The organism is Humidesulfovibrio mexicanus (assembly GCF_900188225.1).
GTDB classification, from domain to species: domain Bacteria; phylum Desulfobacterota; class Desulfovibrionia; order Desulfovibrionales; family Desulfovibrionaceae; genus Humidesulfovibrio; species Humidesulfovibrio mexicanus.
Window position 1 is genome coordinate 1 of record NZ_FZOC01000001.1, and the last position, 12,779, is coordinate 12,779.

The 12,779-nt window shown below is 60.5% G+C and carries 13 protein-coding genes and 1 tRNA gene; all 14 read right to left on the bottom strand.

Annotation, left to right across the window (positions count from 1 at the left end):
• Position 1: 1 nt before the first annotated feature.
• Positions 2-706, bottom strand: coding sequence for a glycosyltransferase family 2 protein (locus CHB73_RS00005; RefSeq protein ID WP_179216819.1), 705 nt, complete (start codon positions 704-706; stop codon positions 2-4).
• A gap of 46 nt (positions 707-752) precedes the next feature.
• The gene (locus tag CHB73_RS00010; RefSeq protein ID WP_089270806.1) at positions 753-2,228 is read right to left on the bottom strand and encodes a B12-binding domain-containing radical SAM protein; all 1,476 of its coding nucleotides are present in this window, start codon (positions 2,226-2,228) and stop codon (positions 753-755) included.
• Between the two features lie 15 nt (positions 2,229-2,243).
• Positions 2,244-3,419: a DegT/DnrJ/EryC1/StrS family aminotransferase gene (locus CHB73_RS00015; RefSeq protein ID WP_089270808.1), complete on the bottom strand. Its 1,176-nt coding sequence runs from the start codon at positions 3,417-3,419 to the stop codon at positions 2,244-2,246.
• 22 nt (positions 3,420-3,441) lie between these two features.
• Entirely contained in the window at positions 3,442-4,365 is a 924-nt protein-coding gene (locus tag CHB73_RS00020) for a GDP-L-fucose synthase family protein (RefSeq protein ID WP_089270810.1), read from the bottom strand.
• Positions 4,362-5,414, bottom strand: a complete 1,053-nt coding sequence (locus tag CHB73_RS00025; RefSeq protein ID WP_089270812.1) for an alpha-ketoacid dehydrogenase subunit beta — start codon at positions 5,412-5,414, stop codon at positions 4,362-4,364. Before CHB73_RS00025 ends, CHB73_RS00020 begins: the two co-directional genes overlap by 4 nt.
• 5 nt (positions 5,415-5,419) lie before the next feature.
• Entirely contained in the window at positions 5,420-6,397 is a 978-nt protein-coding gene (locus tag CHB73_RS00030; protein WP_089270814.1) for a thiamine pyrophosphate-dependent dehydrogenase E1 component subunit alpha, read from the bottom strand.
• Positions 6,398-6,401: 4 nt separating this feature from the next.
• On the bottom strand, positions 6,402-7,469 hold the full coding sequence (locus tag CHB73_RS00035) for a GHMP family kinase ATP-binding protein (RefSeq protein WP_089270816.1): 1,068 nt from the start codon (positions 7,467-7,469) through the stop codon (positions 6,402-6,404).
• Positions 7,466-8,758, bottom strand: a complete 1,293-nt coding sequence (locus CHB73_RS00040) for an HAD-IIIA family hydrolase (protein ID WP_089270818.1) — start codon at positions 8,756-8,758, stop codon at positions 7,466-7,468. The genes CHB73_RS00035 and CHB73_RS00040 overlap by 4 nt, the downstream gene beginning before the upstream one ends.
• A gap of 2 nt (positions 8,759-8,760) precedes the next feature.
• Complete coding sequence (locus tag CHB73_RS00045; protein WP_089270820.1) at positions 8,761-9,699, bottom strand: NAD-dependent epimerase/dehydratase family protein; 939 nt, start codon at positions 9,697-9,699, stop codon at positions 8,761-8,763.
• Between the two features lie 43 nt (positions 9,700-9,742).
• Positions 9,743-10,843: an SGNH/GDSL hydrolase family protein gene (locus CHB73_RS00050; protein WP_089270822.1), complete on the bottom strand. Its 1,101-nt coding sequence runs from the start codon at positions 10,841-10,843 to the stop codon at positions 9,743-9,745.
• Positions 10,844-10,933: 90 nt separating this feature from the next.
• Positions 10,934-11,020 (bottom strand) — tRNA-Leu (locus CHB73_RS00055).
• Between the two features lie 7 nt (positions 11,021-11,027).
• A complete protein-coding gene (gene secG, locus CHB73_RS00060) occupies positions 11,028-11,396 on the bottom strand; it encodes a preprotein translocase subunit SecG (RefSeq protein WP_089270824.1) in 369 nt (122 codons plus the stop codon).
• A 32-nt stretch (positions 11,397-11,428) separates the two neighbouring features.
• Positions 11,429-12,181 (bottom strand): triose-phosphate isomerase, encoded by a 753-nt coding sequence (gene tpiA, locus CHB73_RS00065; protein ID WP_089270826.1) that lies wholly within the window; start codon positions 12,179-12,181, stop codon positions 11,429-11,431.
• Between the two features lie 36 nt (positions 12,182-12,217).
• The gene (rimI, locus tag CHB73_RS00070) at positions 12,218-12,703 is read right to left on the bottom strand and encodes a ribosomal protein S18-alanine N-acetyltransferase (protein WP_089270828.1); all 486 of its coding nucleotides are present in this window, start codon (positions 12,701-12,703) and stop codon (positions 12,218-12,220) included.
• Between the last annotated feature and the right edge of the window lie 76 nt (positions 12,704-12,779).

Sequence of the window (12,779 nt, forward strand, 5' to 3'; positions counted from 1 at the left end):
CCTATTTCCACCACACCACTTCGCGCAGGAACTGGAAGTAGTATGCGGCGCCCCAGCGCAGGACCTGCAGCTTGCGCTCGCCGCCGATGCGTGGTGGCTCATCGCCGGGGATCTCCGCGATTTTGAGCTTGCGCTTGGCCGCCCGGCAGGAGAGCAGCGGCTCCCAGCTGATCTTGGTGCCGAAGAGTTTTTCCGGCAGGGCGAAAGCCGAATCGCCCATCAGCTCCAGGTCGTAGGCCAGCTGTTTCTTATAGGCGCGGTAGATGACCATGACATCGGTGTATTTGCCGCCGTGCAGCAGGTTGACCGTCTTGGTGAAGAGCCAGTTGCCGAAGCCGGTGACGATGTCGTCGTCCGCGCTCTTGGCCGGGCCAAGGTAGCGTGAGGCGATGACCATGTCGTAGCCTTCGCGCATCTTGGCGATGAGGTCGGGCAGGATTTCGGCCACGGAGTTGCCGTCCGGGCTGAAGGTGACGATCACGTCGCCTTCGATAAGCGGCATGACTTCCTCGTAGGCGTGGCGAAAACCGCGCTTCTTCTGCACGTACACCTGATAGCCCTGCTCCTTGGCCCACTCAATGGTGCCATCTGTGGAGCCGCCATCGACCACGATGATCTGGTCCACCCACTCGCGCTTGATGCGCGGCATGATGGCCTTCATGCCATCGATTTCATTAAGCGTCATGACCAGAAGCGTTGTCTTCATCTGTACTCGCCGGGCAGTGGTTGAGGGACGTCGAAGCGGTGGGAACCTAAATGACGGCGTTATCCCTGTCCAGTGTCTTTTCTGCCATTTGCCGTATATGTCGCATGGTTTCCTCGCCGAATTTGGCGCGGATCATGGAGAGGTAACGCGGGCTCTTGTAGTAGGCGTCGAAGGCATAGTCTCGGAAGGCCAGCACCTGCCCGCCGGTGAGATATTTCGTGGGCAGAGGCAGGCTGTCGCGGCTGTACTGGGAGTACCCGTTCCAGCTAGCCGGAAGCGGCAGCCCCTGGGCCACGGCGTCGTCGTACAGCTTGGAGCCGGGATAGGCCATGGCCGAATAGATGTTGGCCCACTCGGCGTTGATCTCCTGCATGAGGGCGTTGGTCTCCTGCATGGAGTCGTAGTCGTCCTCCGGTAGGCCGAAGATGAAGTTGGCGCAAATGTGCTGGTCCTGCGCATAGGTCATCTCCACCACGCGCATTACCTGATCCAGCTTGTAGCCTTTGGTCACGTCTTCGATGACCCGCTTGCTGCCGGACTCGAAGCCATAGGCGATCCAGTTGACCCCGGCGCGTTTCATGGCTTCAAGCATCCGCTCGTTTACGGTGTTCACACGGGCGTAGGCCCAGAAGTTCAGGTCGTAGCCTCGTCCGGCGATGGCGTCGCACATCTCAAGCACACGCTTTTCATTCACCCCGAAGAGTTCGTCCATGATCTTGATGTTGCGAACACCATAGTTCTGCACCAGAAAATCAATCTCCGCGACAACGGAATCGACACTGCGCGTACGCAGGCGGTGTTCACCGAACAATGCGTTGATGCAGCAGAATGAGCAGTGGTACGGGCAGCCAAGGCTGGTGTACAGCGTGGCGTAGGGTTGGCGGCGGGAGACATCGTCGAAGCAGTGCCAGTTGTGGGCGCGATAGCGTTCCATGGGGAGCAGATCCCAGGAGGGCATGGGCAGCGTGTCCAGGTCCTTCCACATCTCCGGCATTGTGCCTGGCACGATGCCACCGTCCGCGCGCCACCACAATCCGGGGATGCCTTGGAATGTGTCCGCCCCGGCCTTGAGCGCGTCCAGAAGCGGCGGCAGCGTGAGCAGGCCCTCGCCCTGAATGGCGAAGTCACAGGCTTCCTCGCGCATGGTCTGCTCGGGCAGGGCGCTTACGTGAAGCCCGTTGAGCGCCAGGGGCATTTGCGGGGCAAGTTCCTTGATGCGACGAGCTATGGCTCCCACGCCAACCATGTTCATGGTGGAAGCGGAGGGGTTGTGCCCAGAGGCCATGACCACTGTGAGCCGCGCGGCGCGGTCCACGGCCTCCCTGGCCGTCTCCTCCCAGCCAAGTCCTTGGGTCTCGGCATCCAGAATTTCGACAAGGTACCCCTGCTGGCGCAGGTATCCGCCCAGGATTGCGCCCCACAAGGGGGGCTCGATGGCCGTAAGGGAATAGTCGGAGAGTTCGCCGTAAAGCTGTCTTTGGCTTCCAGGCTTGATGAACAGGATATCTGGCGTACGGGTCATGCCCCTCTGCCCTCCCTAGCCCTGCACCGAGTTCAGCACTTGGCAGAGCTCGATGATGCGTTCGGCCGCAAGGCTCGGATAGTTGCCGATATAGTACCCAAAAAAGTGGATGTGCTCGACTTCCGGGTAGTTGGCCCATTCGCCGTCAGGCACGATGCCTTTCAAGTAGGGTTGGCGCAACTGGTTGCCCCCCCCGGCAGATCCCCGGCGGAACTCGATGCCCGCCTCGCGCATGGTCTTTTCCAGGCGTTCGCGCAGGGCGACATCAGGCGCGTTCAAGACCAGGTTGAAGGCATAATTGCAGCTGCCCTCAAGGTCGAAATCCGTGCGGTATTTGCCCGGATCGATATGCTTCAAGAACAACTCGAAGTTTTCCCGGCGGCGTTCGTTGCAGGAATCCAGGCGTTTCAACTGGCTTCTGCCCAGCACGGCGTTGATTTCGGTGGAACGCACGTTGAAAGCCGGGAAGGCGAAAATGAAGTCTGGGGACAGTTCAGGATTCTCGGCCGCAAAGCGCGTGCGCAGCTGGGCGCTTTCAGCCTCGCGCACCATGCCGTGGGACCGGTACATGCGGATGGCGTCATAAAAGGCGTCGTCGTTGGTGCAGACCATGCCGCCTTCCACCGTGCTCATGTGGTGGGCGAAATAGAAGGAGAAGTTCGACGCCAGACCATAAGAGCCGAGTTTCCTGCCCTTGAAGTTGGCCTCGTGGGACTCGCACACGTCCTCGATGAGCGGAATGCCTCGTTTCTCAAGCTCGGAAAGCAAACGCTCGGACAGGCCATTGAAGCCCTGCACGTAGGTCAAAAACACCGCGCGGGTCTTATCGGTAAGCTTGGCGATGACCTGGTCTTCATCCATGCAGAGGTTGCGTGGGTTGATGTCCACGAACACAGGCGTAAATCCGTGCAGCAACACGGAGGAGATGTCCGAAACCCAGGTGAGCGTGGGGACGATGACCTCTCCCCCACCGTAAAGCTGCTTGATGGCGCCCATGGTGATGAGGTTGGCCGAGGCGCCGGAGTTCACGAACACGCTGTGTTTAACGCCGAGCCACTGAGACCATTCCTGCTCAAGCGCCTGCACGTTTGCGGATTGGGTGAGCCGCGGCATTCCCTTCAGGAATTCGATGAGCGCGTCCAAATCCTGCCGGGTCACGTTGTCTTCCATCAAAGGCCACTTGAAGCCCATGTCAACCTCTCAAATCTGTTCGTTATTTTTGTTCAAGATACCAGTCGTAGGTGCGGCCCAGGCCCAAGCCGAAGTCCACCTTGGCCGACCAACCCAGGGCGGCCAGTTTGGAGGAGTCCAGCACCTTCACCGGCATTCCGTCAGGTTTGGTCGTATCGAAAGCAAGAGTTCCTGTGAACCCTGTGATCTCCTTGAGCATTTTGGCGAGCTCCGCGATGGAGACGGCCACGCCGGAGCCGATGTTCAGCGGCCCCTCCCAGCTGTGCCCACGCATGAGGAACACGGCCGCATCGGCCACATCGTCCACGTAGAGGAATTCGCGCCGGGCGCGGCCCGTGCCCCAGATGGCAAGCGAGGCGTCGCCCGCCGCCTTGGCGGCGCGCATCCGCGCCATGAGCGCTCCCACAACGTGGGAATTTTCGGGGCTGAAGTCGTCGCCAGGGCCGAAATAGTTGGTAGGCACCGCAATGTTGAAATCCAGCCCGAACTGCTGCCGCATGGCGCGGCACAATTCCAGGCCTGCCAGCTTGGCCGAGGCGTAGGCCAGATTGGTGGGCTCCAGCGGCCCGCTGTACAGACTGTCCTCTCGGATGGGCTGGGGGGCTTGCTTGGGGTACACGCAGGAACTGGCGAGGTACAGCAGCTTGGCGGCTCCGAAACGTTGCGCCGCGTGCAGCACATGGGTTGCACAAAGCAGGTTGTCCAGAATCAGGTCCGCCGGCGCACGGCGGTTCAGACCGATGCCCCCGGCCTTGCCAGCGGCGTACACCACCCAATCCGGACGCTCCGTCTCGAAGAATGCATCCACGGCGCGCTGGTCGCGCAGGTCCGGTTCGGCAGCGCCGCAGCCGATGCAATTCCCCTGCCCTGCCGCCTGGAACGCCCGGACAACAGCCGCGCCAAGCGCTTTGCCGCTTCCGGCGACGAATATCCTGCGAGAATTCATCCCCGCACCGCCTTCACGACGCCCGCCTTGATGTCGTCCTTGCCGATGTAGTAGGCGCGCTCAAGTGTATAGCCGCTGGGCGTGGGCAGGTCCGGTGCGCATACGCGGACAATGGGCGCCTTGAGGGAACGGAAGCCCTTTTCCGCGACCATGGCGGAGATTTCCGCCGCAGTTCCTCCGGTTTTCCAGCCGGTGTCCGTCACCACAAGTCGCCCGGTGCGCGAAACGGATTCAAGGATGAGTTCTTCATCCAAGGGGCGCAGGGTGCGCGGATCGATGACCTCGGCCTCGATGCCTTCCTCGGCAAGCTCCTGAGCGGCGGCGAAGGCCTCGACCATCAGGTGGGATATGGCCACAATGGTGACGTCGCGTCCTTTTCTGCGGATGACGCCCTTGCCGATTGGCAGGGTGTACGGCCCCTCCGGGACGATGCCTCTCTGCTTGAAGTTCATGCGGTGGTCGATGATGAGCACAGGGTTGTTGTCCGCGATGGCCGAAAGCATGAGTCCCTTGGCGTCGTAGCAGGTTGCGGGCATGATGAGCTTGAGGCCCGGAACATGATTGAACAGACCCTGCAACGCCTGGGAATGCTGTGCTGCCGATCCCCAGCCCCGGCCGATACAAGCCCAGAACACCAGCGGCACGCAGGCCGCGCCGCCAAACATGAAATGCCATTTGGCCGCGTGGTTTACCAACTGGTCCATGGCCAAAAGCAGGAAGTCCGGCCTGTTGTGGAAATAGACGGGGCGCATTCCGCCAAGGGCCGCGCCAACGGCCACGCCGGAGAGCGCGGTTTCGGCAAGCGGCGTGTCGAACACGCGGTCATGGCCGAAAGTGAGGTGCAGGCCGCGCGTCGCCCCGAACATGCCCTGTGGGTCGTCCACGCCCTGCCCCATGACGAAGACGCGGGGATCGAGGGAAAGCGCCTGGGAAAGGGCCTCGTTGGTGGCTTCGGCGTAGGTGATGCGGCGGCAGTCCGCGGCATCCTGCAGGGGGGCGGAGTGAAAAACGGGTTCGTTTGTGTCCGGTTTGATGCGTGACCAGGGCATGGCGTCTACTCGCAGAAAAGATTGTTGTGCAGATCCTCCGCCGTGGGCAGCGGGCTCCTGCGGGCGAAATCGAACGCCGCATCAATCTCGGCGGCGATGTCGGCCTCCATTGCGGCCAAGGACGTCTCGCTGACAAGTCCCTGCGCCTTCAGACGGTCACGGTAGCCGCACACGGGGCAGCGTTCCTGCCAGGCCTTGATCTCCTCCGCGTCTCGGTAGCCATTCGGATCCTGCTTCCAGCATCCCGCGTGGCCCAAAATGCGGTAGGTTACGGCTTCGATGAACGAGGGCCCTTTTCCCGCGCGCGCGCGCGCAACAGCTGTCTCCACGGCCGCGTACACCGCTTCGGGATCGTTGCCGTCCACCTTGGCGGTGAAGAGCAGTTCCGGGTCGGCGCCTTTGTGGAACACGTTGTCCCACTTCTGCCGGGTCGATGTGGGGGAGCACACCGCCCAGCCGTTGTTTTCCAGCATGTAGATTACGGGCAGGCGCTTGAGCATGGCGAAGTTGACCGACTCGTAGAGCGTGCCTTCATCCGCTGCTCCATCGCCGAAAAAGACCACACTCACGCGGTCCAGTCCCTGCATCTTGAAGGCCAACGCCTGTCCGGTGCCGATGGGAATGCCGCCGCCCACGATGGCGGAAGTGCCCATGTTGCCGTGGGACACGTCCACCAGATGCATGGAGCCGCCATAGCCCTTGGAGCAACCTGTGGATTTGCAGAACAGTTCGGCCATCATGGCCGACAAGTCCCCGCCCTTGGCAAGATAGTGCCCGTGACTCCTGTGGTTGCTGTTTACGGCGTCATCGTCGCGCAGGTGCGCACACACGGCTGTGGCGATGGCCTCTTGCCCGATGTACAGGTGCACCGGGGTTTTCATTTCATCTTGCATGTACTCGGACTCGATGCGTTCCTGCACGCGGCGAATGCGCAGCATGGAGCGGAACAGCGCAAGCTGTCTATCTGGTGTCAGGGGCGGCATAGGTCTAGTCCTTCAATGTTCCGAGTTCCCGGAATGACTGGATGGAACGGATCGTGCGGTCGCGTTCACTGTGACGGTAGTCCGTCTGCGGCGGCTCGTAGAAGATGATCTGGCTGCCATTGCGGCAGAAGGTGAACGGCACATGCAACAGTTCGGACAATTCCTCGCGCACACGTTCCCGTGCCGAGGGGGGAACGAAGAGCAGCAGGAAGCCGCCTCCGCCCGCGCCGATCAGCTTGCCGCCTATGGCGCCGTTCTCTCTTGCGCGCGCATACAGGTTGTCCACAACGCCGTTGGAGATGTTGGGGCTCAGCGAACGCTTGGCCAGCCAAGCCTCGTGCAGCAACTCTCCGAAGCCGCAAATGCAGCGGTTGCTCTGCACGATTCGAATCCCCTCGTCCACCATGCCGTGCATGGTGCGCAACAACGCTTCCTTGGCACCCAGGTTCTCCACGTAGGTTTCCGCCACTTCCGAAGCAGTGCGCATGATGCCGGTGTAGAAGAGCATCAAGTGGTCGGATAGTTCGCCCAGACGCGAGCGCGACAGGGTCAGCGGACGCACCTCAATCTCCCCGTCGCGATGGAAGATGATGTGGTTGAAGCCGCCGTAAGCCGCGGCGCACTGGTCTTGCGAACCGACGGTTTCCTTGATCATGTCCTGTTCGATGTGGATGGCCTCACGAGCGAGCTGTTCCTTGTTGGGCATCTTGCCGCGCAGGGCGTACAGGGCGTGCAGCAGCCCAACCGTGAACGAGGAACTGGAGCCCATGCCGCTGCGCGCGGGCAGATCGCCGTCGTGATGAATCTCCACGTTGCGCTCGAAGTTCATGAAGCGCAGGGTTTCGCGGATCGCCGGATGTTTGATTTCGTCGATTGTCAGGCACTGCTCTATCTTGGAGTACACCGCGCGGATCTTGTGCTCGAAGAATGGAGGCAAATAGCGCAGGGTGATGTAGCAGTACTTGTCTATGGCCGTGGAGAGCACCTGACCGCCGTGCTCCCGGTACCAGCCGGGGTAGTCGGTGCCGCCTCCGAAGAACGAAACGCGAAAAGGGGTTCTGCAGATGATCATGGGTTCTCCGCTCCGCCCGAAGCGCGGGCGGCCAGGATGGATTCGATGATGTCAGCGGCCTCGACAAGGCCGGAAACCACGTAATGGGGTCGGCAGTCACCGGCCGATGCATGCGCAGCACCGTAGCCCGTGGTCACCAGAAACGTCGTGGCGTTCACTACCAGCCCCAGATTGATATCGCAAGGTTTATCGCCGATGACAAAGCTTGTGCGTGGATCCAGAGCGAGTTCGGTCCGTGCCCGTTCGATCATTCCGGAAAAGGGTTTGCGGCAGGCGCATCCCTGGTCCGGTGCATGGGGGCAGACGTACATGGCGTCCAACCTTGCCCCCTGGGCTTCAAGCAGGTCAAGCAGGCGGCCATGCACGCGCTCCACATCGCCTCGGCCGAAATAGCCGCGCCCCACGCCGGATTGGTTGCTCACCAGCACCAGCGGCAGGCCAAGAAGCGCCATTCGGCGCAGTCCTTCGGCGACGCCGGGCAGCAGTTCAACCCCATCCGGTTCGTGCAGGTAATGTCTTTCTGCTATGAGCGTGCCGTCCCGGTCCAGGAATACGGCAGGCCGCTCTTCGACACCATTCGGCAGACCCAGCAGGAACCGTCCGGCGGCCGCGTATGATTCCGGTGTCCCAATGTCCAGAAAGCGGGCCTTGGCTCGATAGGCACACAGAACGCCTCGCTCTGCGAGTGCTGGGAACACATCGCGCTCCAGCGAGGCCCGTTGTCCCGCCTCAACGGTGTCGAGGCAGTCCGGTCGCAGCAGATACACTCCAGCGCTGATCCACCCGGCCCCTCCCTGCCCCTTTTCTGAAAAGCCGCGCACGACGCCATTGACATCCGTAGTCACGCTGCCATATCGGGCAGCGTCTTCCACCGGGACCAGCAAGAGTGTGGCGGCTTCAGTCCGTGACTGGAACCAGTCCAGATAATCGCTCAGGTCCGCATCCGTCAGGGAGTCACCGTTTATACACAGGGCGAGTTCGGCGGGGTGGCGGGAGAACGCAAGACGCAAGGCCCCGGCGGTGTCCAACGGAGCCTCTTCCCTCGAGTAAAGCAGCTCCACCCCACGGTATGAGGTGCCCAAAACGTCTTCAAGCACTTGCGCCATGTGGCCCGTGCACAAGACCGCGCGCCGGACGCCATGCCGAACCAGGACATCCAACAAATGGTATATGTACGGACGGCCCAGTATTTCAGCCAGCGCCTTGGGGCGGTCGGCGACAACCTGGCGAAGGCGGGTGCCGAACCCGCCCGCCAGGATGAATGCCGTCGCGTTCGTCAGGCCTGACATGCCTAGACGTTGGCGAAGCGGTTGGGCTTGAGGATCTTGTAGCCCTTCAAGAGCTCCACGATGCCGTCGTCCAGGCTGTGCGCTGGACGCCAGCCCATGCCTTCGATCTTGTCATTGCTCACCAAGTAGTCGCGCTTGTCCGGATCCTCGCCTATGGCGGCGGAGTGGATGTAGAACTCCGGCACGTACTGCTTGATCTTCTCCGCCAGCTGACGCTTGGTGAGATTCGCGGTGGACAGGCCCACATTGTACGGCTGTCCCTTCATTTTGTCATAGTTGTCCATGCCGAACATGAAGGCGCTGGCCACATCGCGCACATGGATGTAATTGCGACGGAAGTGGTCCTCGAACAGGATGACGCTGCGGTCCTTGAAGGCGCGATAGGTGAAGTCGTTCACCAGCAGGTCCATGCGCATACGCGGGCTCATGCCGAATACGGTGGCCAAACGGAAGGTGGTGGCGTTGCCCTTGTCCAGAAACGCCTTTTCAATCTCGACCTTGGTCACGCCGTAGGAGGAAATGGGCCTGAGCGGCGATTCCTCGGTGCAGTAGGCGTCCTTCTCACCGATGCCGTAGCCGGAGTTGGTGGTGGGGAAGATCACCAGTTGGTCGTGACTGGTGGCCTTGACCATGTTCAGGTGCGCCTCACGGTTCACCATGTCCGTCAGCGTGGGGTTCAGCTTGCACGCAGGGGCACCAACTATGGCCGCCAAAGGGATGATGATGTCGTGCTTGGCGATGAGGGAGTTGATAAGCGCATGGTCGCAGATATCGCCCTTGACGAACTCAAAGCCCTTGTTGGCGCAGCATTCCAGCAGCACATGCTGGCCGTGCATGAGGTTGTCCAGGGCGGTGACCTCGTAGCCCTTGTCCAGCAGCAGGGGGACCAGTGTGGAGCCAAGGTAGCCGGCCGCGCCGGTGACGAAAACTTTCTGTGCCATGTTCTCTCCGTTTGTGTTTTATGCCGTGGACGAGGCTCGACTGCTAGGAGCGCAGGGAGGCAGTGAGGGCCTTGGTCACGATGTCGGCCACCTGGCGCGAGCCTTCCGCATTCAGATGGACGACATCATACATGGTGAGACGGGTTTTGGGAACCATGCGGTCGAGATCGATGAGCAGGACGTCCTGCTCGGCAGCGACCTTGCGCACAGTCTCGTTCAGGGTGTCATAACAGACCTTGTATTGTTCATAGCTCAGTCCCCAACTTTGAAATATGGGCTGTATTTGGCGCTCAAGGTTCTCTGCCAGCTTTGGAGTAAAGCGGTTGCATTGGGTCATAAGCACGGGGGTGATGTCGTGCTGACGACACAGGAAGACGAACAGGTCAAGATTCTTCTTGTACTCTTTAGACATGCGTTCAGGAACCACATTGCGGGCCATGGTGCGCTGTCCAGCGAATTCGTCCTTGGCGTCAACTTTGCTCTGTTTGTGCCCAATGAGGTTGTCGATGATCCAGCGCTTGGCGAAGTTGTATTCCTTGTCCTGAATGATGCCCCGCGTGGCGTTTTGACTCCAGTAGTCACCAAGCATCGCCATGAATGTCAGGTCGTTGATGCATTCCATGAGCACAGCGAACTGCGGTCGCATAGGCAGCACTTTGGCTTGTAGAATCAGGTCGCAATGCAAGGTGTTGTTTCCGGCGTGCCCTGTGTTGTAGGCATTCACCTTTTTCCCGATGGCGGCCTCAAGGTTGCGCCCGACAAGATATGGGAAGCGCTCCTTCTCATCCATGAAGTGGCACTCCGTTGTGGAGCCGCCTAGAAAGACAATGGATATGTCGGGAGACTCGTGGATGCGCGACGGCAGAATGAACCCATTGTCATCCGTGCGCAGCCGATATGGCTTGTCCTCAAGACCGTCAGCCACTTGCAATAGTCCACGCGGCGGGGATTGTGACAGATCCGAACTGACCCGCGGCTCCCGAAGGATGATGCTGCGTTCGTAGCCTCGCTTGACCTCGTCACGCACGATCTTGACGGCAAAAAGCGCTGCGCCAAGCAGTACGAGACCAAGCAGGCTGTAGAACACTGCGAAGACGGTCCTGCCGCGACCTTCAAACCTGTTTTCGCGTGGCGCTTTCGTCATGCTGGATGGCCTTTTGCGTTTGGGAGCTGTCTTGAAAACGGAAGAACGTAAAAAGGAGATCGCTGGGGCCGATCTCCTTTTGATTGTTTTTGGTGCCGAAGGGGGGACTCGAACCCCCACAGGATTTCTCCCACTACCACCTCAAAGTAGCGTGTCTACCAGTTCCACCACCTCGGCAAAAAACCTATTTGCTCTCCCCCGTCGTCTGTTCAGACTTGGGCTGCGTCTTTTCCTCAAAAGAGACGCCGCCGGGGACAGGGGTTGGCGCTGGGGCTGGAGTGGCGATTCCAGCCGCCCCCTGCGTCATCAAAGTACTATCACCCAAAGCACTAGGCTTTGTCAAGACATTGTATGCAAGAGAAGTGACGAGAAAAACAGCGGCCAATCCGGCGGTGATGCGCACAAGGAGACCACCTGCGCCAGTGCTTCCGAACACGGAACCGGAACCGCCGCCGAAAATAACCCCCATCCCCTCTTGTCCGGACTGAAGCAGGACGAAGAGGATCAAAAAAACGCAGGCAAGAATATGGATCGTCAGCACAATTGTTTGCAACGCTTTCTCCTCTCATGGACCTGTGCGGCTGACTAGGCCAGAACAATGCGGCTGAAGTCGTCAGCCTTCAGGCTCGCGCCTCCTACCAGGACACCCTCGACATTGTCAAGGGCAATGATTTCCGAGGCGTTGTCCGGCTTCACGCTCCCGCCATAGAGAATGCGAACCGAGCGCGCTCCGCTCCCCAGAATCCCTTCGAGCAGACGGCGCACCAGCGCGTGCGCCTCGAGAATCTCTTCCGGTCCGGCGACCAGCCCGGTGCCGATGGCCCAGACCGGTTCATAGGCCAGGCAAAGGCGTTCCGGCGAAATATCCTGCGGAACATTCTGAAGTCCCTGCTCCATTTGCCGGATCAGCACATCCTTAAGCTGCCCGGCTTTCCGCTCTTCCATGGTCTCGCCGACGCACAGGATGACGCCAAGCCCCTGAGCCAGTCCAAAAGCCGTTTTTTGCCCAACGAAGGCGTCGCTTTCACCGATCACGTGCCTGCGCTCCGAATGCCCGGTCAAGGCCCAGCGGGCTCCGGCATCGAGCAGCATGGCCGGGGAAACCTCACCCGTAAAGGCGCCATGGGCGGCGGGATAGAAATCCTGAGCCCCGACTTGAAATCCAGACGCTCCTCCAAGGCCATGAAGTGTGGCGTCAATGGCGGTGAAGGGCGGGATGAGCAACGCCTCACGACCGGCAGGCAGGGCGGAAACCAGTCGGACAAGGTCGCGCGCGGTCTGGTTTGCCTCTGCGCGGGTTTTGTGCATTTTCCAATTGGCGGCGAAAAGCGTGTTCATGCTAGATGCTCCGGCGTCGGGGCGCGTGGCTCCGGCTCAAGTTGGCTGGTCGGCGCGGCTGGTCAAAGGCAAAAAATCCAGTCGAAACAGCAGCGCATCCTCGTGGTTGTCGGGGTAATAGTTCTTCCGGACGCCCACCTCGATAAACCCGAATTTACGGTAAAGGTCAATGGCCGGGATGTTTGAACGCCGGACCTCGAGAAAGCCTTCCCCGGCCCCGCGTCTTTGGCAACAGTCAATGGCCGCGCCAAGCAGGCGGGTCGCCAGGCCTTTCCGCCTATGAAAAGGGTGCGTGGCGATGTTCAGAATTTCCATTTCCCCGGCGATGAGCGAATATGCCACATAGCCCAGCAGGGCACCGCGTTCACGGGTTCCAAGGATCTGGAACGCCCCCCGTTCAAGCCCCAGGAGGAACTGCTCGCGCGTCCAGCGTGTGCGGAAGCACATGCGCTCCAAAGCCATGACATCCGCGATGTCGGCCACGCCGAGCGGCCAGCAGTTCCAGGCTTGCAACGTGTCCATGTCTTGCCCTATCCTTTGGGTGTCAGCGCCAAGCTGTCGGCAGCAGATCAATTCTCCACGAGGTCCCGATGCCCCA

Coding starts and splice junctions, on each gene's coding strand:
- CHB73_RS00005 (WP_179216819.1), bottom strand. CDS start 706: ATGAAGACAACGCTTCTGGTCATGACGCTTAATGAAATCGATGGCATG.
- CHB73_RS00010 (WP_089270806.1), bottom strand. CDS start 2,228: ATGACCCGTACGCCAGATATCCTGTTCATCAAGCCTGGAAGCCAAAGA.
- CHB73_RS00015 (WP_089270808.1), bottom strand. CDS start 3,419: ATGGGCTTCAAGTGGCCTTTGATGGAAGACAACGTGACCCGGCAGGAT.
- CHB73_RS00020 (WP_089270810.1), bottom strand. CDS start 4,365: ATGAATTCTCGCAGGATATTCGTCGCCGGAAGCGGCAAAGCGCTTGGC.
- CHB73_RS00025 (WP_089270812.1), bottom strand. CDS start 5,414: ATGCCCTGGTCACGCATCAAACCGGACACAAACGAACCCGTTTTTCAC.
- CHB73_RS00030 (WP_089270814.1), bottom strand. CDS start 6,397: ATGCCGCCCCTGACACCAGATAGACAGCTTGCGCTGTTCCGCTCCATG.
- CHB73_RS00035 (WP_089270816.1), bottom strand. CDS start 7,469: ATGATCATCTGCAGAACCCCTTTTCGCGTTTCGTTCTTCGGAGGCGGC.
- CHB73_RS00040 (WP_089270818.1), bottom strand. CDS start 8,758: ATGTCAGGCCTGACGAACGCGACGGCATTCATCCTGGCGGGCGGGTTC.
- CHB73_RS00045 (WP_089270820.1), bottom strand. CDS start 9,699: ATGGCACAGAAAGTTTTCGTCACCGGCGCGGCCGGCTACCTTGGCTCC.
- CHB73_RS00050 (WP_089270822.1), bottom strand. CDS start 10,843: ATGACGAAAGCGCCACGCGAAAACAGGTTTGAAGGTCGCGGCAGGACC.
- tpiA (WP_089270826.1), bottom strand. CDS start 12,181: ATGAACACGCTTTTCGCCGCCAATTGGAAAATGCACAAAACCCGCGCA.
- rimI (WP_089270828.1), bottom strand. CDS start 12,703: ATGGACACGTTGCAAGCCTGGAACTGCTGGCCGCTCGGCGTGGCCGAC.